At 67.6% G+C, this 19,687-nt stretch carries 17 protein-coding genes; 5 read left to right on the top strand and 12 right to left on the bottom strand.

Annotation, left to right across the window (positions count from 1 at the left end; translation table 11 throughout):
* Positions 1 to 739: 739 nt before the first annotated feature.
* Positions 740 to 2,551 (bottom strand): DUF885 domain-containing protein, encoded by a 1,812-nt coding sequence (locus tag GDJ08_RS05460; protein ID WP_153164433.1) that lies wholly within the window; start codon positions 2,549 to 2,551, stop codon positions 740 to 742.
* 235 nt (positions 2,552 to 2,786) lie between these two features.
* Here GDJ08_RS05460 and GDJ08_RS05455 point away from each other — a divergent pair, with 235 nt between their 5' ends.
* Entirely contained in the window at positions 2,787 to 3,593 is an 807-nt protein-coding gene (locus GDJ08_RS05455) for a DUF4349 domain-containing protein (RefSeq protein ID WP_423670159.1), read from the top strand.
* A 43-nt stretch (positions 3,594 to 3,636) separates the two neighbouring features.
* Here GDJ08_RS05455 and GDJ08_RS05450 read toward each other — a convergent pair whose 3' ends face one another.
* Both GDJ08_RS05450 and GDJ08_RS05445 read right to left on the bottom strand, forming a co-directional pair.
* On the bottom strand, positions 3,637 to 3,930 hold the full coding sequence (locus GDJ08_RS05450; RefSeq protein WP_017355573.1) for a hypothetical protein: 294 nt from the start codon (positions 3,928 to 3,930) through the stop codon (positions 3,637 to 3,639).
* A gap of 71 nt (positions 3,931 to 4,001) precedes the next feature.
* Positions 4,002 to 4,943, bottom strand: coding sequence for a LysR substrate-binding domain-containing protein (locus GDJ08_RS05445; RefSeq protein WP_153164432.1), 942 nt, complete (start codon positions 4,941 to 4,943; stop codon positions 4,002 to 4,004).
* A gap of 161 nt (positions 4,944 to 5,104) precedes the next feature.
* On the opposite strand from GDJ08_RS05445, the gene GDJ08_RS05440 reads away from it, so the two are divergent.
* Positions 5,105 to 5,986: a DMT family transporter gene (locus tag GDJ08_RS05440; RefSeq protein WP_136004281.1), complete on the top strand. Its 882-nt coding sequence runs from the start codon at positions 5,105 to 5,107 to the stop codon at positions 5,984 to 5,986.
* Positions 5,987 to 5,998: 12 nt separating this feature from the next.
* Here GDJ08_RS05440 and GDJ08_RS05435 read toward each other — a convergent pair whose 3' ends face one another.
* Entirely contained in the window at positions 5,999 to 6,898 is a 900-nt protein-coding gene (locus tag GDJ08_RS05435; protein WP_153164431.1) for a peptidylprolyl isomerase, read from the bottom strand.
* Positions 6,899 to 7,049: 151 nt separating this feature from the next.
* On the opposite strand from GDJ08_RS05435, the gene GDJ08_RS05430 reads away from it, so the two are divergent.
* On the top strand, positions 7,050 to 7,415 hold the full coding sequence (locus tag GDJ08_RS05430) for a PadR family transcriptional regulator (RefSeq protein ID WP_017355577.1): 366 nt from the start codon (positions 7,050 to 7,052) through the stop codon (positions 7,413 to 7,415).
* A complete protein-coding gene (locus GDJ08_RS05425) occupies positions 7,412 to 8,431 on the top strand; it encodes a sensor domain-containing protein (RefSeq protein WP_153164430.1) in 1,020 nt (339 codons plus the stop codon). The genes GDJ08_RS05430 and GDJ08_RS05425 overlap by 4 nt, the downstream gene beginning before the upstream one ends.
* Positions 8,432 to 8,503: 72 nt before the next feature.
* On the opposite strand, the gene GDJ08_RS05420 is transcribed toward GDJ08_RS05425, so the two are convergent.
* Together GDJ08_RS05420 and GDJ08_RS05415 are read right to left on the bottom strand one after the other, a co-directional pair.
* Positions 8,504 to 9,823 carry a polyhydroxyalkanoate depolymerase gene (locus GDJ08_RS05420; RefSeq protein WP_136004275.1) on the bottom strand — a complete coding sequence of 440 codons (1,320 nt, stop codon included), beginning with the start codon at positions 9,821 to 9,823 and terminating at the stop codon, positions 8,504 to 8,506.
* 97 nt (positions 9,824 to 9,920) lie between these two features.
* A complete protein-coding gene (locus GDJ08_RS05415) occupies positions 9,921 to 10,517 on the bottom strand; it encodes a class I SAM-dependent DNA methyltransferase (protein WP_136004273.1) in 597 nt (198 codons plus the stop codon).
* Positions 10,518 to 10,638: 121 nt separating this feature from the next.
* On the opposite strand from GDJ08_RS05415, the gene GDJ08_RS05410 reads away from it, so the two are divergent.
* A complete protein-coding gene (locus GDJ08_RS05410; protein ID WP_136004271.1) occupies positions 10,639 to 11,088 on the top strand; it encodes a CopD family protein in 450 nt (149 codons plus the stop codon).
* Positions 11,089 to 11,180: 92 nt separating this feature from the next.
* On the opposite strand, the gene GDJ08_RS05405 is transcribed toward GDJ08_RS05410, so the two are convergent.
* The 6 genes from GDJ08_RS05405 to lpxA all read right to left on the bottom strand — a co-directional run bounded on the left by GDJ08_RS05405 (position 11,181) and on the right by lpxA (position 19,687).
* Positions 11,181 to 12,140, bottom strand: a complete 960-nt coding sequence (locus GDJ08_RS05405; RefSeq protein WP_136004269.1) for an acetyl-CoA carboxylase carboxyltransferase subunit alpha — start codon at positions 12,138 to 12,140, stop codon at positions 11,181 to 11,183.
* A gap of 121 nt (positions 12,141 to 12,261) precedes the next feature.
* Complete coding sequence (locus GDJ08_RS05400; RefSeq protein ID WP_153164429.1) at positions 12,262 to 13,122, bottom strand: hypothetical protein; 861 nt, start codon at positions 13,120 to 13,122, stop codon at positions 12,262 to 12,264.
* Positions 13,123 to 13,153: 31 nt separating this feature from the next.
* Entirely contained in the window at positions 13,154 to 16,735 is a 3,582-nt protein-coding gene (gene dnaE / locus GDJ08_RS05395) for a DNA polymerase III subunit alpha (RefSeq protein WP_153164428.1), read from the bottom strand.
* 218 nt (positions 16,736 to 16,953) lie between these two features.
* The gene (locus GDJ08_RS05390; RefSeq protein ID WP_153164427.1) at positions 16,954 to 17,616 is read right to left on the bottom strand and encodes a ribonuclease HII; all 663 of its coding nucleotides are present in this window, start codon (positions 17,614 to 17,616) and stop codon (positions 16,954 to 16,956) included.
* Positions 17,613 to 18,899, bottom strand: a complete 1,287-nt coding sequence (gene lpxB / locus GDJ08_RS05385; protein WP_153164426.1) for a lipid-A-disaccharide synthase — start codon at positions 18,897 to 18,899, stop codon at positions 17,613 to 17,615. The genes GDJ08_RS05390 and lpxB overlap by 4 nt, the downstream gene beginning before the upstream one ends.
* Entirely contained in the window at positions 18,896 to 19,687 is a 792-nt protein-coding gene (lpxA, locus tag GDJ08_RS05380) for an acyl-ACP--UDP-N-acetylglucosamine O-acyltransferase (RefSeq protein WP_017355318.1), read from the bottom strand. The genes lpxB and lpxA overlap by 4 nt, the downstream gene beginning before the upstream one ends.

Genomic DNA, 19,687 nt, shown 5'->3' with positions numbered 1-19,687 from the left:
GCCGCGCACACGTGAACCTATCGGAGGAGGGCCGTCAGTCCTGTCCGGGACCGTAGAAAACAGGGATGTTTTCTACGAGCCCCCAGGGATGGGTTCACGGCGTGTCCCGGATAGGGCTGACGGCCCTCCTCACACAGGACAAGCGAGGCGCTGCTCTGTGCTTCACAGAAGAAAACCGCAAACACAAACGGCCCGGTTCGCACCGGGCCGTTTGCCTTGCAGGCCGCACACATGAACCTATCGGAGGAGGGCCGTCAGCCCTGTCCGGGACCGTAGAAAACATGGATGTTTTCTACGAGCCCCCAAGGATGGGTTCACGGCGTGTCCCGGACAGGGCTGACGGTCCTCCTCACGCAGGAACAAGCGAGGCGCTGCTCTGCTTCACAGAAGAACAACCGCAAACACAAACGGCCCGGTTCGCACCGGGCCGTTTGCCTTGCGTGCCGAACAGCGTCGGCAGTCGTTGCAGTCATTGCAGGCCGCACACGTGAACCTATCGGAGGAGGGTCGTCAGCCCTGTACGGGACCGTAGAAAACATGGATGTTTTCTACGAGCCCCCAGGGATGGGTTCACGGCGTGTCCCGGACAGGGCTGACGGCCCTCCTCACACGGGAACAGAGAAGACGCTGCTCTGCTTCACAGAAGAAAACCGCAAACACAAACGGCCCGGTTCGCACCGGGCCGTTTGGCTTGCGTGCCGACCAGCGGCCGGCACCCACAGATCACGCTGTCGACCGGTTACTCGATCGGCTGGTCCAGCATCAGCTGGCGCGCGAAGCGCACCGGCGGGGCGCCGTAGGACAGCATCTGGTCGTGGTAGGCCTTCAGGTTGAACTTGTCGCCCTGCTTCTCCTGCACCGCCTTGCGCGTGTCGAAGTGCTCCTGCGCGCCGACGAAGTAGGTCGGCAGCTGCGCCGAGGTCAACTGCGCGCGCACCCACTTGCCCGAGGCTTCGCTTTCCTGCTGGAACGCGTCGTGGGTCATCAGGTGCATGGCCTGCTCGCGGGTCCAGTTGTCCACGTGCACGCCTTGGTCCAGGATCGCGTTGGAAATGGTGCGCAGGTAGAACTTCAGCTGCACCAGATGGAACAGCGGGTCGTTGTCCAGGTAGCCCTGCTCCTGCATCATCCGCTCGGTGTACACCGCCCAGCCTTCGGCGAACAGGCCCGAACGCAGCACCGCGCGCAGGGTCGAGGGGAACTTGCCCGAGTGCCAGCCTTCCAGGTAATGGCCCGGCGTGCCTTCGTGGATGCTCAGCAGGTGGATCATGCGGCTGTTGTATTCGCGCAGGAACGAGTCCACCTGCGCGTCGCTCCAGTCGTCCGGAATCGGCGAGACCGCGTAGAACGTCTTCAGGTTCTTGTCCAGCGGACCCGGCGAATCGCAGTACGCCACCGCCACGCCGCGCTGGAACTCCGGCATCAGAATGATGTCCACCGGCGAGTCGGGCAACGTCATCAGGTCGTGTTTGCGGACGAACTCGGTGGACTGCGCCAGCGCGGCCTTGGCATCGTCCACCACTTTGTCGCGCGCCGGCTTGTCGGCGTAGGCCAGTTCCAGCGCCGCCTCGATCGCCGCCTGCTGCTGCGCGTCGGTCGGGTTGGCCGGCAGCGCCGGCGCGCCGGCCGTATCCTTGAGCACGGTCTGCGCGATGCCGTACATGTCCTGGCGCACGCGCTTGAGCTCGGCCCGCGCGCGCTCACCGATCTCCGCGCGCGACAGCGACGAATTCAGCGCGAACTTCAGCTTCTGGTCGTACAGATCCGCGCCGATGCGGAAGTCGCCCTTGGCGTTGGGCACCAGGGTCTTGTCCAGCCAGGTCTGCTGCTCGTCCACCGCCTTCTTCAGGCCTTCGATGGCAGCCTGCAGGCGCTTCTGGTCCTCGGCCGGCAGCTCGCCCATATGCGGCACGATGAACGAATCGACGATGCTGAGGATGCCGCGGTTCTGCTTGGCGACCGTCTCGGCATGGATCTTCGGCACGCGTGCCGGGTCCAGGTTCTCACGCGCCTGGGCGAAGATCGCCGGCAGCTTTTCCATACGCGCGGTGGCGGACTTCAGCCGCTCCGGCAATGGCGCGAACTCGCGCGCCATCAGGCTGTAGATGGCACTGCCGGCCAGGCCGTTGTAGACCTGCGGGTCCCACCTGGACGACTGCAGCACCTCGGCGTTCCAGATATCCGACTGCAGCTGATTGCGCAGGATCGCCGCATCCACCTGGTTCTCGCGCGACAGCTTGCTCACGTCGATGCGGTCCAGGTCGGCGACCAGGCCCTTGTACGCGGTCAGCATCTTCTGCTGGCCAGCCGCGCTCAGATCGTCGATCTCGCTGTCGTAGCGATGGTCGCCGATCTGGGTGGCGCTGATCGGCGACAGCTGCATCCACGTATCGAGCGCGCGCTTGGACAGGTCGGCGAAGGCGGTGTCGACGGCGGCGTCACTGGCGCTGGCCGCGGCAGCCGGGGCGTCGTTGGCGGCCGGCGGAGCGTCGGCCTGCTGGCAGCCGCCGAGGGCGGCGACCAGGGCGAGGGCAAGGAGATGCTGGCGCATCGTGGATCCTGTACTGGGGACAATCCCCGAGGATAGGCCCGCCGGCGGTCTTTGTCCCCGTGCCATTGGATTACCATGATGCTTTCCGGCACCACCACACCTGCGGCACCGCCCCGTTCAGCGAGGGCATCGACCCGTGCAGCGGCCCGGCGATGGTGAAGGTGAATGCATGTTGCCTGCCCGGGGTCGACCTGGGCGGGCTCACGATCACGCGATTCGATGGAGCAAGCCAGTAATGAAACGGATGACGTGGCACCTTGCCGGTGCCCTTGCAGGGATGCTGCTGCTCACCGCGAGCGGCTGCAGCAAGACCGAGATGGCCGCCGACAGCGGTGGTGGCGCCGGCGCGGTGGCATCGCCCGAAGGCGCTGCACTGGCCTACGAGCATGATCTGGACATCCGCCTGGATGCCGCGCAGATCGGCCCGCGCGTCAAGCAGATCGCCGACGCCTGCCAGTCCGCCCGCTTCGGGGACTGCGCGGTGCTGCAGGTGGGCCAGCAGGGTGGCGAGTATCCAACCGGCTCGATCCGCGTGCGCATCGCGCCCAAGGGCGTGGAGCCGATCATCGGCCTGGCCGGGCAGGGCGGCGAGGTGTCCTCGCGCAACACCCATGCGGAGGATCTGGCGCAGCAGGTGGCCGATACAGCGCTGACCAAGGCCAGGCTGGAGAAGGAGCATGCGCGCCTGCTGGCCTATCAGGACAGCAGGACCATCACCACGGCCGATCTGTTGGTGGTGAGCCAGCGGCTGGCGGAGATCGAAGCGGGCGTCGAGCAGGCCAACAAGGATGCCGCGCAGCAGCGCCGACGGATCGACACGCAGCTGGTCACCCTGCAGTTCCATACCCCGTCAGGGCAGCGCAGCCGCAGCGAAATCGGCGAAGCGCTGCGCGAGTCCGGTGCGATTCTCACCGCCAGCGTCGCGTTCGTCATCCGCGCCGTGGCGGCGCTGCTGCCGGTGGCGGTGGTGCTGTCGGTATTCGTGTGGATCGGCCTGAAGCTGTGGCGTCGTCGTCAGCGCCGCCTGCAGGCGACGCACTGAGCAGAGCGCGGCGGAGCCGGTGTGAGCCGGCTCCGCGCGCAGATCAGCCTTCGTCGCGCTCGTACTCGACGAACACGTCCAGTTCCAGCGCCAGCTCCTGCACCGCATCGCGCACGCGCTGGGCCGTGTAGTCGTTGCCGACTTCCACTTCCAGTTCGTGGATACCCGGCCCGATGTCGTCGGACAGACCCGCCGAGCTGGAATCGTCGTCATCCATGTGCGGCATCAGATCGTCGGTTTCTTCCACATGTTCGATGCCCTCGATGCTCTGCAGCAGGTCGGTGATGGCACGCGCATCGTCTTCGCTGCCGGTGATTCGAAGTCGCAACAGGGCCATGAGTTCGCCTTGGGGGAAAGGGACTTCAGCCTAGCGGCGCGATGGACAAGAAGGGGTGACGACCGGGCGCGCTAGTCCGCGTCGGCAGGCAGGCCCAGCAGTTCTTCCGGCAGCGCCGGCACCGGTGTGCGTTCGTCCAGCGCCTCGCGCCGCAGCCAGTCCATGAACGCCAGCGCGGTCGGGCTGAGCGGGCGGTGTTCTGCATGGACCACGTAGTAGGCGTAGCGCGCCTTCAGCGCCGGGCCGGGCAGTCGCACCAGTTCATAGCGCTGCAGGTACGGCTGGGCGATGTGCTTGCGCGCCAGCACCGCGCCGATGCCGTAGACCGCCGCGCGCATCGCATCGGTGCTGTCGCTGAAGGTGTGCAGCGATGGCAGGTCCAGACCGCGCACCCCGGCCGCACGGAACCAGTCACGCCAGCCCTGCGGCGACATGTCGCTGATCAGCGGCAGGCTGGCGATCTGGGCCGGCTCGCGCAGTGCCGCGACTCCGGCCAGCGCCGGCGACGCGACCGGGCACAGTTCGTCGTCCATCAGGTGGTGCGCGCGCAGGCCTGGCCACTGGCCCAGCCCGTAGCGGATGCCCAGCTCCGGTCCGTTCTCGTCGAACCGCACCAGTTCGGTGCTGGTCTGCAGTTCGATGCGCATGCGCGGGTGCTGGCGGGTGAAACGCGGCAGCCGTGGCACCAGCCAGCAGTAGGACAGCGAGCGGATGGTGGTGATGCGCAGCGGCACGGTGTCCGCCTGCGGGTGCAGGTTGCCGGCTACCGCATTGAGGTCACTCAGCGCTGCGGCCGCCGCATCGGCCAGTTGCCGACCTTCCACGGTGAGCCGCACGCCGCGTGCGTGGCGCTGGAACAGCACCGTGCCGAGCAGGTCTTCCAGTTTGCGCACGTGATGGCTCACCGCACTGGCGGTGAGATGCAGCTCCTGGGCGGCGTGGGCGAAATTCTGGTGGCGCGCGGCGACCGCGAACACTCCCAGTGCGGGCAGCAGGGCAGGCCGGAGAATCATGGTCGAGACCCAAATCAGATTTGTGGCTTGCCCGGATACTACGCGCTTGTCGGCCTGTACCGGTAGGCGGATGCTGTGCGCCTGTCCCCCGGAGTCGATCCCATGCTGCCGTCCGCCATCCTTGTCCAGCCACGTATCTGCCTGTGGTCGGGGAGCCGGCCATGAGCGGCGCACCGCTGGCCAGCGGCGTGATCGAGCGCGACTGGCGAACCCCGCTCGAACTGACCGTGCTGGGCGCGATCTGGGGCTGTTCGTTCCTGTTCATGCGTGTGGCGGTGCCGTCGTTCGGGCCCTACGCCCTGGTGGAGGTGCGGCTGCTGCTGGGTGCGCTCGTGCTGCTGCCGTTCCTCTGGCAGGCACGCGCGCGGTTTCCGGCGCGGCGCTGGCTGTGGCTGGCCCCGATCGGCCTGATCAATTCGGCGATCCCGTTCGTGCTGTTCGCCTGGGCCGCACAACGGGCGCCGGCCGCGATCGGTGCGATCTGCAATGCAATGACGGTGCTGTTCGCCGCGCTGATCGCCTTCCTGTTCTTCGGCGAGAAGATCGGCATGCGCCGCGCGATCGCCCTGCTGGTCGGCTTCGCCGGTGTGGTGGTGCTGGCGACCGCCAAGGTGTCCGGCCTGAGCATCGGCGCGGCAGTGGTCGCTGGCGCCTTGGCCGCGCTGCTGTACGGGCTGGGCGTCAACCTGGTCAAGCGCCACATGACCGGCCTGCCGCCGGCGGCCTCGGCCGGTGCCACGCTGGGCTGCGCGGCGATCCTGCTGCTGCCGATGGCACTCACCCATTGGCCCTCCGCCCCGATTCCGGTGCTGGCCTGGGCCTGCGCGATCGCCCTCGGCGTGGTCTGCACCGGCCTGGCGTTCCTGATGTTCTATCGCCTCATCGCACGCATCGGCCCGGCGCGTGCGTCCACAGTGACCTACCTTGTACCGATGTTCGGGGCGCTGTTTGCGTGGCTGTTCCTGGGCGAGCCGGTGACCTGGGCGATGGTGGTCGCCGGCGCATTGATCCTCGGCAGCGTGGCAGCCTCGCAGAAGCGATAGGCGACGCCGCCGTTACCGCACCGGCACCGGAATGTTGCACAGGTCGATGTGGCCGGCCGGCCGCTTGTAGAAGTCGTCCACCCGGTTGCGGCGCGCCTCGACCGTATCGGCGAACGTCTTCGAATCGGTGCGCAGCACCTGCAGCGCCGGCCGTTCCGCCGCCGGCACATCGCTGGCGCGCTGGATCGAGCGGATCGGTGTGCGCTGCGCGGCATCGGCGTAGAACCCCATCGGCGCCGGCCCGCGCGGCAGGGCGCTGAGCAGTTCCATGCCCTGCAGTACGCGGCCCACCAGCGTGATGTTGCGGTCCAGCTGACGCGGCGACTGCCCGGTCACCACGTACAGTTCCGCCCCGATGCTGCTGTCTTCCTCGTTGCTGCGGCCGGCGCCGAGCGCCCCGTAGCAGTGCGCCAGCCAGGTCTTGCCGTCCTGCGCGTCCTGACCCACCGCGAAGCCATCGACGAAACCGGTGCGGTCGGCCCAGCCGTCACGATCGGGCAGCACGGTCACCTTCAGGCCCTTGCTGTCGCGCTGGAACTCGGCCGGCAGCCTGCGCTTGGCCGACCCCAGCGGTTTCGCTTTGGCCACCTCGTCGGCATCGGCATCGCCGAACTGCACCACGAAATTGTCCTGTGCCCGGTAGATGCTCTCGCCGTCCCAGAAGTGCTCACGGGCGAGGGTCTGGATATTGGCCACATGCGCCGGCGCGAACGCCGGTGCCAGTTCGATGATGACCCGGCCGCCGTCCAGGTTCATGTACAGCAGGTTGGCCGGGTCCGGGGTGCGCCAGTCGCTGTCCGGCGAGGCCGCCAGGATCTGCTGCGGGCTGCGGTAGGGCGAGGCCGCCGACGCAATGAAAGGCAGCGCGCAGGCCAGGGCGAAGGCGAGCAGGGCAGGACGAAGTGGCGACATGGCGGACCCGTTCAGAAAGTGTCGGCCGATTGTGCGCGAAGCGCGCCCATCGCCGCCAGCGGCGCCCCTGACGCCAGGCACGGTGACTAACGGCACGTTCGCTATAGCTCACTTCGCACTAGTGTTGACTCCACGCTAGTTGGAGACAGCCATGAGCGATCTCGATGCCCCGCTGAAGAAGTTCCAGAAAGAGCTCAGTGCCGGCACGGTGTCGCTGGCGTTGCTGGCGGTGCTGGCCAAGGCCGGCGAGCCGCTCTACGGCTACCTCATCGCCAAGGAGCTGGAACGGGTGGGCGAGGGGGTATTGAGCGGCAAGCAGAGCGCGCTGTATCCCGTCCTGCGCAACCTGGAAGGGGCCGGGTTGCTGGAAAGCCATGTCGAACCGTCGATGGCCGGTCCGCCGCGACGCTACTACCGCATCAATGAACGTGGCCACCAGGTACTGGAGCAGTGGATCCAGGCCTGGCGCGCCACCCGCGATTCCGTCGATTCCGTGTTGGAGGGGGTACTGCAATGAACGACCCGACCACGGCAGGCAGCAGCCTGCCCACCACCATCCCGCAGTACCTGGCGCAACTGCGTGGCGCGCTGCACGATGCCGATCCGGCGATGGTGCAGGACGCGCTGTACGACGCCGAGGAGTACCTGCGCTCGGAGCTGGCTGCCCAGCCGGGCCGCAGCGAGGCCGAGGTCATCGCCGACGTGGCCGGCAGCTACGGTGCGCCGGACGAAGTGGCCGAGATCTACCGCGAAACCGAGATCACCGTGAACCGCGCGCTGCGCACGCCCAGTGCCGGTGCGGGGCCGGTGCGGCGGGCCCCGGTGGTTGCGGTTGGGGGCGCCGCCGGTGTGGCGGGTGATACGGCCGCGACGGCCGCGACGGCCGTGCCGCCGCCGCACGCACCGGCCAAGCCGCGCTCGCTGCTGGCGCGCTTCTTCGGCGTGGCGCTGGACGCGCGTACTTACGGCGCCCTGTTCTACATGCTGCTGTCGCTGGCGACCGGCATCTTCTTCTTTACGTGGGTGATCACCGGGTTGTCACTGTCGCTGGGCTTGCTGATCCTGATCATCGGCATTCCGCTCACGGTGCTGTTCTTCGGCTCGGTGCGCGGGTTGTCGCTGCTGGAAGGCCGGCTGGTGGAAGCCCTGCTCGGCGAGCGCATGCCACGGCGGCCGACCTATTCCGACCGCAGCCGCAGCTGGCTGCAGCGGATCGGCGACATGTTCACCGACGGGCGCACCTGGCTGACCCTGCTGTACTTCGTCCTGATGCTGCCGCTGGGCATCCTCTACTTCACCATCGCCATCACCCTGCTGTCGGTGTCGTTGGGCTTCATCTGGGCGCCGGTGGCGGCGCTGTTCACCGGTGCGCTGCCGGGCATATACCTTGATGGCGACCAGATGCTGTCGATCTGGGCCACGCCGCTGCTGGCCGTGGTCGGCATCCTGCTGCTGTTCCTGACCATGCACCTGGCGCGCGGTATCGGCCATCTGCACGGCCAGCTCGCCAAGCACCTGCTGGTCCGCCTGTAACCGCGGCGCCGGCCGCTGGCCGGCGCCAGACGGCGACAGAACGGAGCCGGCCCGCCGCCGGCTCCGTCCGCGTCACCCCGCCTTCTTTCGGATCGGAGTGACGTTGCTGGCGGCCTTGGCCGTCTTCTTCGGCTTGGCGCCGGCGGCCTGCGCGTTGGCAGCGGCGAAGAAATCGCGCACTTTCGGGTACACCGTCTCGCGCCAGCGGCGGCCGCTGAAGATGCCGTAATGGCCTGCGCCTTCGACGATGAAGTGTTCGCGGCGCCCGGCCGGGATGCCGGTGCACAGCGCCTGCGCCGCTTCGGTCTGGCCGAGGCCGGCGATATCGTCCAGCTCGCCCTCGATGCTCAGCAGCGCGGTACCGGTGATCGCGGCGGGGTCCACGCGCTCACCCTGCACGTACCACTCGCCGCGCGGCAGCAGGAACTCCTGGAACACCACGCGGATCGTATCGAGGTAGTACTTGGCCGGCATGTCCAGCACGGCGTTGTACTCGTCGTAGAAGCGGCGGTGCGCGTCGGCATCCTCCATGTCGCCCTTGACCAGGTCGGCATAGAAATCCCAGTGTGAACTGAAGTGCCGGCTCGGGTTCATCGACAGGAACCCGGCATGCTGCAGGAAGCCCGGATACACACGGCGGCCGGCACCGGGGTAGGTGGCCGGTACGGTGTGGATGACGTTGTTCTCGAACCACGACAGCGGGTTCTGCGTGGCCAGGTTGTTCACCGCGGTGGGGCTGCAGCGTGCATCGATCGGGCCGCCCATCATCACCAGCGAACGCGGGGTGGGTTCGCCACGGCTGGCCATCAGGGAGACCGCCGCCAGCACCGGTACGGTCGGCTGGCACACGCTCACCACGTGCAGCGTGTCACCGCCCAGATGGCGGATGAACTCCTGCACGTAGGCGATGTAGTCCTCCAGCCCGAACTCGCCTTCGCTGCCGGGCACCATGCGCGCGTCCACCCAGTCGGTGACATACACGCGGTGGTCGCGCAGCAGCGTGCGCACGGTGTCGCGCAGCAGCGTGGCGTGGTGGCCGGACAGCGGCGCCACCACCAGCACGAACGGCTGGTTGAGCATGGTGTTGAGCTGGTCCGCTTCGTTGCTGTGGCGCTTGAAGCGCAGCAGCTTGCAGAACGGCTTGCTGATTTCTTCGTGGACCACGATCGGCACGCGCTCGCCATCGACGTCGATTTCGTTGATGCCCCATTCGGGCTTCTCGTAATCCTTGCCGATGCGATGGAACAGCTCGTTCACCGCCGCCAGACGATCGGCGCCCGGCATCTGCGACCACCAGTGTCCCTGATTGGCGAAGAACTTCGCGTTGGCCTGGGCCTGGTGCACCCAGGGGGCGAGCATGTTGCGGGTCAATTCATGCAGCTGATAAAGCATGACGTCCGAATATGTATGGTCTTATGTTGCCGCGCAGCATAGCGCACCCGTCGGCCGGGTGCGTTAATGCGGGGGAGCGTCTCATTTGACGCTGCGATCAGGGCGCTGCGCGTTCCAGCGCCGCCGCGTGGCCGGCCAGTGCCGGTGAGAGCCAGCAGTGCGACCCGAGCGCGGTGAAGCCGACCGTCCTGAGCTGGCTTCGGTACCAGCGCGCCGGGCGTGGCTGGAAGCCCTCGTGGTCGCCCTCGAACGCATCATCGGCGCTGAACGCCTCCAGGAACGCGATGCCGCCGGTCAGCTCGGCAAACCCGGCCAGCGCGGGGCGCAGTTCGCGGCTGGGCACGTAATGCATCACGTCCGAGCACACCAGCAGGTCCACCGGCGCACACGGGCGCAGCCAGGCGAAGTCACCCACCCGGGCCAGGTGCAGATTGCGGCTGCGCCCGTAGCGGTGCACGGCGTATTCGCTGCTGTCGAAGCCGAGGTACTGCACGCGCGGACGCAGCTTGAGCAGCGGCGCGCGCCAGGCGCCCTCGCCGCAGCCGATGTCCAGCACGCTGCGGATCGGGCGTTCCAGGTAGTACTCGGCGCTGGCCACGGCCAGGGCCACTTTGCGCGCCAGGCGCGCGGGGCCGCCCGTCTGGTCGGGTTGGTACCAGCGCTGGAAATAGGCCTGGTCGTAGATCTTGTGCATGAAAGAGGCGGGCAACAGAAGAAACGGACGCCATCGTACTGCGTCAAACCGTCGCGCATGCGCGGCCGGGGTGAATCGGTGAAAATGGGTCACTTTCTGCGCCAGCCGATGGAGCGAGCACATGTATCTCTGGGTCAAGACCTTCCATCTGCTGTTCGTGGTGGCGTGGATGGCGGCGGTGTTCTACCTGCCGCGCATCCTGGTCAACATCAGTGAGACCGCCGGCCAGCTGCCGGTGACCGAGCGCCTGCAGTTGATGGGCCTGCGCCTGTATCGGTTCGGCCACATGATGTTCGGCCTCGCGCTGCTGCTGGGCCTGGTGCTCTGGCTGGGCTACAGGGTGATTCCGGATTTCCCGACGATGGCGCCGCCCGGCGCGTCCGGCTGGCTGCATGCCAAGCTGGGGCTGGTGGTGCTGCTGCTGGGCTACTACACGTGGACCGGGCGACTGCTGAAGGCATCGGTGAAGGGCAGGGAGTTGCCGTCCTCGCGCGCGCTGCGCTGGTTCAACGAGCTGCCGCTGGTGCTGTTCATCGCGGTGGTGTGGCTGGTGCTGGCCAAGCCGTTCTGAACCGGCCAGCGCATCGGCCCGCGTGCCGGTGCGCTGCATGAAAAAAGCCGGACGCCTGCGCGCCCGGCTTTTTTTGCGTTCCTTGCCGCCGATCAGGCCGCTTCGTACGCGCCGTAACTGCGCAGGCGCTCGTAGCGCTTCTGCAGCAGGTCGCCGGTGGAGAGCCTCTCCAGCTGATCCAGCTCGTTGAGCAGCACGGCCTTCAGGCGCCTGGCCATCTGGGTCGGGTTGCGGTGGGCGCCGCCGGTGGGCTCGCGCACCACCTTGTCGACCAGGCCCAGGCCCTTCAGGCGCGAGGCGGTCAGGCCGAGCTGTTCGGCGGCGTCCTTGGCCTTGCCGGCGTCCTTCCACAGGATCGAGGCACACCCTTCCGGGCTGATCGTGGAGTACACGCTGTACTCCAGCATCACGGTGCGGTCACCGACACCCAGCGCCAGCGCGCCACCGGAGCCGCCTTCACCGATCACGGTGCAGATCACCGGGACCTTCAGTTCAGCCATTTCCATCAGGTTGCGGGCGATCGCCTCGGACTGGCCGCGCGATTCGGCATCGATGCCCGGCCAGGCGCCGGCGGTATCGATCAGAGTCAGTACCGGCAGGCCGAAACGCTCGGCCATCTTCATCAGGCGCAGGGCCTTGCGGTAGCCCTCCGGCTTGGGCATGCCGAAGTTGCGCTTGATCTTTTCCTTGGTGTCGCGGCCTTTCTGGTGCCCGATCAGCATCACCGAACGCCCACCGATGCGGGCCAGGCCGCCGATGATGGCCTTGTCGTCGGCGAAGGCGCGGTCGCCGGCCAGCTCCTGGAACTCATCGCAGATGATGCGGATGTAGTCGGCGGTGTAGGGGCGCGAGGGGTGACGGGCCAGCTGCAGGATCTGCCACGAGGTCAGATTGCGGAAGATCTGCGCGGTGCGCACCCGCAGCTTGTCCTGCAGGGCGTGCACTTCGGCCTCGACATTGACCGCAGGACCGGCGCTGGCGCTGCGCAGTTCCTGGATCTTCGCTTCCAGATCAGCGATGGGTTGCTCGAAGTCGAGGTAGTTCGGATTCATCGGAAGCCGTCGTGAAGAAAAGAGGGAAAGTGTAGCCGAATGCGCCGAAAAGCCCCGTACGCCGTCGTCTGGAAAGGCGACGGTAGCGCAGCGGGGCGGGGCGCGCCAGCCGTGGCCGGTCTCAGGGAACGACCAGCGCGGCGCTGCCCATCAGTCGGCTGCGGGTCTCCACGAAGGTGTTGTACGCCTCATGGGCCTCCACCGGCAGGGCGGACCCCAGCGAGGCGGTCGCGGCGGTGAAGGCCATCTGCGCCTGGTGGGCCTCCTGCTGCAGCTGCAGCTGGGCATCGGCGGTGGTGGCGTGCAGGTAGCGTGTGTACAGCTCGCGGAGCGGGCCGGCATGGGCCTCGAAGACCGGGTCCAGCGGCGGCAGGGCGGCCGGTGCGGCTTCCGGCGCGTAATGCGGCGCGACGTAGCCGGCGGGCTGCGCGCGCAGGTAGGCACCGGACGGGTCCACGTAGGCGATGAAGTCCGGGGCGGTGAAGATCTTGGTGTTGATGCGGCCACCGCTCTCGTCCACGTGGGCCACGGTCTGCACGTCCGGGAAGGGCTCGCGCACGTCGAAGGTCCAGGTCCTGTCGATGAACAGGTCGTGGGTCTTCTGGTAGGGGCCCTCGAAGGGGACGCCGCCCAGCTCGATGCGGTGGTCGATGCGGCCGAAGTTGGCGAGCTTGCTTTCGCCGGTGACGTAGACCTCCTGCGCGATCACGTACTCGGCCAAGGTGGGGTTGATCAGTCCGCCCTTGCCGCGTGCGTACACGATGAAGCGCACATCGCCCAGCGGCGCGCTCTGCAGGTGATGCTCGCCGGGCGTGAGGTTGACCGGGCGGGAGGCGTGCGCGGCGATCGGCAGTTCGTTGCCGTCGATGCGCACGATCAGCGGGGTATCGCGCGGGTTGTCGATCACGAAGGTCTGGGCGGGACTGGAACAGCCGGCGATGGCAACGGCTGCACACAGCAGCACGGTGAAACGTTTGATCAAAACAAGGTACCTGTAGTGCGGATGGAGCGGATCAGTTCGCCCACGGCGGGCTGTAGCGCACCTTCAGGGTACGCACGGCGGGGTCGGCGCGGAGCGCGTCGACAAGGTGGCTGTCCACGCGCACGGCGATGTCGCCGGCCACATCGAGCATGCCGGCGATGGGCCCCTGGTCGGAGTCCAGCAGCAGGTCCAGGCGCAGCGGCGTGCGGCCCGGACGATGGCGGTCCAGCAGCGCATTGATGCGCGCCCACACCGGGCGGCCCTGGCGCAGGTCCAGGCGCAGCGACAGGCGCGTGGCGTAGTTGGCGCAGATGTCCTCGAAATCCCAGCACTGGCGGATGCGCAGGGCGTAGCCGCCGTTGAATTCGTCTTCGCGCAGGCCGCCCTTGACCACCAGGATGCGGTCCTTGGTCATCAGGTGGCCGAACTCGGCCAGGCCATCGGAAAACGCGCTGCACTCGACCCGGCCCTTGCCGTCCTCGAGCTGCATGAACACCTGGCTTTCGCCCTTGCGCCGGACGCCGACCACCAGGCCGGCGAGGATCACCGGGGTTTCCTGGCGCCAGGCGCGCTTCTCGCCGTCCTTGCTCGGGCGTGCGGGCGGAATGAGTTTCTCCAGCATGCCCAGGTCGGTGCCGACCAGTTCCTTGACGTCGTCGGCATGCGGATCGAACGGGTGGCCGCTGAGGTAGAAGCCCAGCGTTTCGCGTTCGCCCTCGAGCAGTTGGCCCAGCGCCCACTCCTTGGCCTCGGGCAGGTCCAGCTGCTGTGCGGTGCTGACCGGATCGGGGGCACCGAACAGCGAGTTCTGGCCGGAGGCCTTTTCGCGCGACATCTGGTCGGTGGCCTTGAGCACCTCCGGCAACTGCAGCATGAGCGAGGCGCGGTTCTTGCCGAGTCCGTCGAGCGCGCCGCAGTTGATCATCGCTTCGAGGGTGCGCCGGTTGAGCTTGCCCGATTCGATGCGCATGCAGAAATCCAGCAGGGAGGCGTAACGCCCGCCGCGCCGGCGTTCTTCCACGATCGCTTCACAGGCACCCTGTCCGACGCCCTTGATCGCCCCCAGGCCGTACACGATGGTGTCGGCACTGGACGCTTCGAACATGTACGCCGATTCATTGACGCGCGGCGGCTGCACGGTCAGGCCGAGGTTGCGCACTTCGGCGAGGAAGCCGACCACCTTGTCGGTGTTGTCCATGTCCGAGGACAGCGTGGCGGCCATGAACTCGGCGGGGTAGTGCCGCTTCAGCCAGGCGGTCTGGTAGCTGACCAGTGCATAGGCGGCCGCATGCGACTTGTTGAAGCCGTAGCCGGCGAACTTCTCCATCAGGTCGAAGATCGCGTCGGCCTTGGCTTCGCCGACGCCATCCTTGGCCGCGCCTTCGCGGAAGATCTCGCGGTGCTTGGCCATTTCGGCCGGCACCTTCTTGCCCATTGCACGGCGCAGCAGGTCGGCGCCGCCCAGCGAGTAGCCGCCGACGATCTGCGCCATCTGCATCACCTGCTCCTGGTACACCATGATGCCGTAGGTGTCTTTCAGGATGGCTTCGGTACGCGGATCGGGGTAGATGATTTCTTCCTGCCCGTGCTTTCGCGCGTTGAAGGAGGGAATCAGGTCCATCGGACCAGGCCGGTACAGCGACACCAGCGCGATCAGGTCTTCGAAGCGGTCGGGGCGCGCGTCCTTCAGCAGGCGGCGCATGCCCGAGGATTCGAACTGGAACACCGCGCCGGTATTGCCGTTGGCGAAGATGTCCTTGTAGGTCGGGGCGTCGTCGAGCGGCAGGGCGGTGATGTCCACCGGCGGAATGCCGGCACGGGCATGGCGCTTGTTGATCGCCTTGACCGCCCAGTCGATGATGGTCAGCGTACGCAGGCCGAGGAAGTCGAACTTCACCAGGCCGATTTCTTCGACGTCGTTCTTGTCGAACTGGGTGACCGGGTTGCGGCCACGGCCGCCTTCGTCGTGTTCGGCGAACAGCGGGCAGAACTCGGCCAGCGGTTCGGGCGCGATCACCACGCCACCGGCATGCTTGCCGGCGTTGCGGGTGAGGTCCTCGAGCTGGCGGGCCAGGTCGATGAGGTCGCGCACATCGTCTTCGGACTGGTAGCGCTGGATCAGCTCGGGCGAGGCCATCTCCGGGTCTTTGCCTTCGCCCATCGCATCCTTGAGCGAGATGCCCAGGATGTTCGGGATCAGCTTGGAAACGCCATCGACCAGGCCATACGGGAAACCGAGCACGCGGCCGGAGTCGCGCACCACCGCCTTGGCGGCCATCGTGCCGTAGGTGATGATCTGGCTGACCCGCTCGCGGCCGTACTTGCGCGCGACGTAGTCGATGACTTCGTCGCGGCGGTCCATGCAGAAGTCGATATCGAAGTCGGGCATCGACACGCGTTCGGGGTTGAGGAACCGCTCGAACAGCAGGTTGTACGGGATCGGGTCGAGGTCGGTGATCTGCAGCGCCCAGGCGACCAGCGAGCCGGCACCGGAACCACGGCCGGGGCCGATCGGAATGCCCTGGTTCTTGCCCCACTGGATGAAGTCGGCCACGATCAGGAAGTAGCCGGGGAAGCCCATCTTGATGATGGTGGCGAGCTCGAACTCCAGGCGCTCGACGTAATCGGCGCGGGTCTTGCCTTCGGCCAGCGGGTTCTTCTCCAGCCGCGCGTCCAGACCCTTGCGCGATTCGCTGCAGATCCAGCTGTCCAGCGTTTCGTTTTCCGGCACCGGGTAGTTGGGCAGGAAGTAGGTTCCCAGACGCATTTCGACGTTGCAGCGCTGCGCAAGTGCGAGCGTATTGTCGATGGCGTCGGGGATGTCGGCGAACAGCGCGCACATCTCCTCGGGGGACTTGAGGTACTGCTGGTCGCTGTAGTCGCGCGGACGCTTGGGGTCGTCGAGCACGCGGCCGGAGGAGATGCACACACGGGCTTCGTGCGCGCTGAAATCCTCCGGCTGCAGGAAGCGCACGTCGTTGCTGGCCACTACGGGCAGGCCGCGCTGGCCGGCGGCCTGAAGGGCGAACTGGTTGAACGCTTCCTCGCCCTCGCGCCCGGTACGGGTCAGTTCCAGGTGCAGGCCATCGCCGAACACGCGCTGCCAGTCGGCGAGCTGCTGCTCGGCGAGGTCGTGGCGGCCTTCACCGGCAAGGCGCCCGGCCAGGCTGTCGCGGCCGGCCAGGGCGAACAGGTTGTGGCAGCCGGCCTTGAGCCAGTCCGGGTGCACGGCGACGCCGCCTTCCGGGCGGTGGCCCTCCATCCAGGCGCGGGTCAGCAGGCGAGAGAGGCTCAGGTAGCCCTCGCGATCGCGGCAAAGCAGGGTCATGCGCCAAGGGGTCATGCCCTCTTCGGCGATCATGATGTCGGCACCGGCGATCGGCTTGATGCCGACGGTTTCGGCCGCTTTGTAGAACTTGACCAGCGCGAACAGGTTGTTCAGGTCGGTGACTGCCAGCGCCGGCAGCTTCAGTTCCACCGCGCGGCTGAGCAGGTTGGCCTGCTTGGCCTTCTTCGGGTCGGCCTGATCCGGCTTCGCCGGGACACGAATGGTCGAATCCGCCAGCGAAAACTCGGTGTGGATGTGGAGATGTACGAAACGGGAAGTGGACATGCCGGGCCAATGTAATGCCCGGTCAGGGTAGCGGCGGGCGGCAGGCGGAACAAGGCTTGACAGGTCAGGCAGGGGCGGTGGTGCGGGCAGTACGGTTCAGGTTGGCGCGCTGTTGCCGGCCCCGTCCACGCCGTGCTGAGCCATGCCCGGCACCTCCCACTCGCGGAAAGCACGACCGGTCCGAGGCACAGCACGCCTCCGCGTCGGCCGTGAAGCGCTCAGCCCGGGACCGCGACCAGCTCGGCATCGAAACACGCCCGAACCGGCGCGAAGCTGCGTCGATGCTGCGGGCAGGGGCCGTGCGTGCGCAGGGCGGCCAGGTGGGCCGGGGTGCCGTAGCCCTTGTGCTGGTCGAAGCCGTACTCGGGGTGCTGCTCGTGCAGCGCCAGCATGTAGCGGTCGCGGCTGACCTTGGCCAGGATCGAGGCGGCCATGATCGCGCGGTCCAGCGCATCGCCGCCGACCAGCGCCTGGGCCGGGCAGGGCAGGCCCTTGGGCACCACGTTGCCGTCGATGCGCGCGAACTGCGCCACGTGCGCCACGCCTTCGACCGCGCGGCGCATGCCGAGCATCGTGGCCTGGTAAATGTTGAGCGCGTCGATCTCGGCCACGTCCACCATCACTACGTGGAAGGCCAGGGCACGTTGCTGGATCCTGTCGAACAGCGCGTCGCGGCGGAGCGCCGTCAGCTGCTTGGAGTCGTCCAGGCCGTTCAGGCGTGGGCGGTCCGGGCAGAACACGACGGCCGCCACCGCGACCGGACCGGCAAGCGGGCCGCGCCCTGCTTCGTCCACGCCCGCGACGTAGCGCGGTGCGACTGTCGCCAGTGCCGCCCCATCGAACAGCGCCAGCGAGGCGGCCGCAGCGTGGCGGCGGCTCACGCCCCCCCACCTGTGCGCGGCTGGCGCATCAGCAGCTCGGCCACCGCCTCGGCGGCACGTGCCGAGGCGTCACGGCGCAGTTGCAGATGCAGTTGCGCGTAAGTGCCCTGCAGGTCGGCGATACGCTGCGGGTGGTCGAACCACTGCAGAATCGCGGCTGCCAGCTTGTCCGGCACGCAGTCGTGCTGGATCAGCTCCGGCGCCAGGTCCTTGCCGGCCAGGATGTTGGGCAACGCGAAGCGGTCGACCTTGATCAGGCCCAGCGCCTTGACGATGCGGTAGGTCAGCTCGGCCACCCGGTAGCCGACCACCATCGGGCGCTTGACCAGCATGGTTTCCAGTGTCGCGGTGCCGGAGGCCAGCACCACCACGTCGGCGGCAATCATCGCCTCGCGTGCCTGCCCATCGAGCAGGTGCGAATGCGCCACCGGCAGCGCCGAGCGCGACAACTGTTCCTGGATCAGCTGGCGGCAGGCCGGATTGGCGGCCGGAACCACCACATGCAGCCCGGGAATGCGCTCGGACACCTGCCAGGCGGCTTCGAAGAACGCCTCGCCCAGCTTGCCGATCTCGCCCAGGCGGCTGCCCGGCAGCACGGCCAGCACGCTGGCGTTGGCGGGCAGGCCCAGCGCCATGCGGGCCGCGTCGCGGTCGCTCTGCAACGGAATGTCGTCAGCCATCGGATGACCGACGAAGCGCGCATCGATGCCATGCCGTGCGTAGATCGGCGGCTCCATCGGGAACAGGCAAAGCACCAGATCGGCGCTGGCGCCGATCTTCTCGGCCCGCTTCTCGCGCCAGGCCCACACCGACGGGCTCACGTAGTGCACCGTGGTGATGCCGCGCTCCTTCAGCCAGCGCTCCACGCCCAGGTTGAAGTCCGGGGCGTCGATGCCGATGAAGACATCCGGCCGCCAGTCCAGCGCACGCGTGCGGAACTCGCCGCGCAGCTTCAGCAGGCGCGGCAGGTGGCGCAGGATTTCGGTCAGCCCCATCACCGCCAGCTCGCTGGCATCGAACCAGGTCTGGCAGCCGGCGCTGCGCATGGCATCGCCGCCGATGCCGGCGAACTCGGCGTTGGGGAAGCGCTGCCGCAGTTCGCGGACCAGGCCGGCACCGAGCAGGTCGCCGGATGCTTCGCCCGCGACCAGTGCGATCCGCACCGGGCGGTCGGATGCGCGTGGCGTGGCCACGATGGTGGTCTCCAGCGCACCCACAACCGCCGCGAGCTCGATGATCTCGGCGGTCGTGCCGGTGGGAAGGGGCCCGCCCGGTCCCGTCATCGCAGCAGCGGCCTCTCGGCGTGCTCGATGAAGTCCAGCAGGTCCTTCACGTCCGCGCTGTGCAGCGCCTGTTCGGCCAGCTGCACCTTGGCTTCGGCCAGCGGCAGGCCGGCCACATACAGCGTGCGGTAGGCGCGCTTGATGCTGGCGATGCGCTCGGCGTCGAAACCGCGGCGCTTCAGTCCTTCACTGTTGATGCCACGCGGTCGGCCCAGCGAATCGCTGCCCACCATCGTGAACGGCGGTACGTCGCCATTGGTCAACGCGCCCATTCCCAGGAACGCATGCGCGCCGATCCGGCAGAACTGATGGGCACCGGCGAAGCCGCTGATGATCACGTAGTCGCCCACGGTCACGTGGCCGGCCAACGTGGTGTTGTTGGAGAACACGCAGTGGTCCCCGACATGGCAGTCGTGCGCCACGTGGGTGTAGGCCAGCATCCAGTTGTCGTTGCCAACCGTGGTGATGCCGCCGCCGCCTGCGGTGCCGCGGTTGATGGTGACGAACTCGCGGATGACGTTGTCATCGCCGATCACCAGCTCGGTGCGTTCGCCCGTGTACTTCTTGTCCTGCGGCTCGCCGCCGATCGCGGCGTGGCCGATGAAACGGTTGTTGCGGCCGATCCGGGTCGGACCGTGGATGGAGCAGTGCGGACCGACCTCGGTGCCGGCGCCGATCTCGACATCGGCACCGATCAGGCTGAACGCGCCGATGCGGACATCGGGCGCCAGCCGGGCCGACGGGTCGACCACGGCGGTGGGATGGATCAGGGGGGCGTTGTCGCTCAT

This window comes from Stenotrophomonas nematodicola (genome assembly GCF_009467805.1).
GTDB lineage: Bacteria > Pseudomonadota > Gammaproteobacteria > Xanthomonadales > Xanthomonadaceae > Stenotrophomonas > Stenotrophomonas nematodicola.
This window is presented reverse-complemented; position numbering and strand designations above follow the sequence as displayed.

Coding starts and splice junctions, on each gene's coding strand:
- GDJ08_RS05460 (WP_153164433.1), bottom strand. CDS start 2,551: ATGCGCCAGCATCTCCTTGCCCTCGCCCTGGTCGCCGCCCTCGGCGGC.
- GDJ08_RS05455 (WP_423670159.1), top strand. CDS start 2,787: ATGAAACGGATGACGTGGCACCTTGCCGGTGCCCTTGCAGGGATGCTG.
- GDJ08_RS05450 (WP_017355573.1), bottom strand. CDS start 3,930: ATGGCCCTGTTGCGACTTCGAATCACCGGCAGCGAAGACGATGCGCGT.
- GDJ08_RS05445 (WP_153164432.1), bottom strand. CDS start 4,943: ATGATTCTCCGGCCTGCCCTGCTGCCCGCACTGGGAGTGTTCGCGGTC.
- GDJ08_RS05440 (WP_136004281.1), top strand. CDS start 5,105: ATGAGCGGCGCACCGCTGGCCAGCGGCGTGATCGAGCGCGACTGGCGA.
- GDJ08_RS05435 (WP_153164431.1), bottom strand. CDS start 6,898: ATGTCGCCACTTCGTCCTGCCCTGCTCGCCTTCGCCCTGGCCTGCGCG.
- GDJ08_RS05430 (WP_017355577.1), top strand. CDS start 7,050: ATGAGCGATCTCGATGCCCCGCTGAAGAAGTTCCAGAAAGAGCTCAGT.
- GDJ08_RS05425 (WP_153164430.1), top strand. CDS start 7,412: ATGAACGACCCGACCACGGCAGGCAGCAGCCTGCCCACCACCATCCCG.
- GDJ08_RS05420 (WP_136004275.1), bottom strand. CDS start 9,823: ATGCTTTATCAGCTGCATGAATTGACCCGCAACATGCTCGCCCCCTGG.
- GDJ08_RS05415 (WP_136004273.1), bottom strand. CDS start 10,517: ATGCACAAGATCTACGACCAGGCCTATTTCCAGCGCTGGTACCAACCC.
- GDJ08_RS05410 (WP_136004271.1), top strand. CDS start 10,639: ATGTATCTCTGGGTCAAGACCTTCCATCTGCTGTTCGTGGTGGCGTGG.
- GDJ08_RS05405 (WP_136004269.1), bottom strand. CDS start 12,140: ATGAATCCGAACTACCTCGACTTCGAGCAACCCATCGCTGATCTGGAA.
- dnaE (WP_153164428.1), bottom strand. CDS start 16,735: ATGTCCACTTCCCGTTTCGTACATCTCCACATCCACACCGAGTTTTCG.
- lpxB (WP_153164426.1), bottom strand. CDS start 18,899: ATGACGGGACCGGGCGGGCCCCTTCCCACCGGCACGACCGCCGAGATC.
- lpxA (WP_017355318.1), bottom strand. CDS start 19,687: ATGAGCGACAACGCCCCCCTGATCCATCCCACCGCCGTGGTCGACCCG.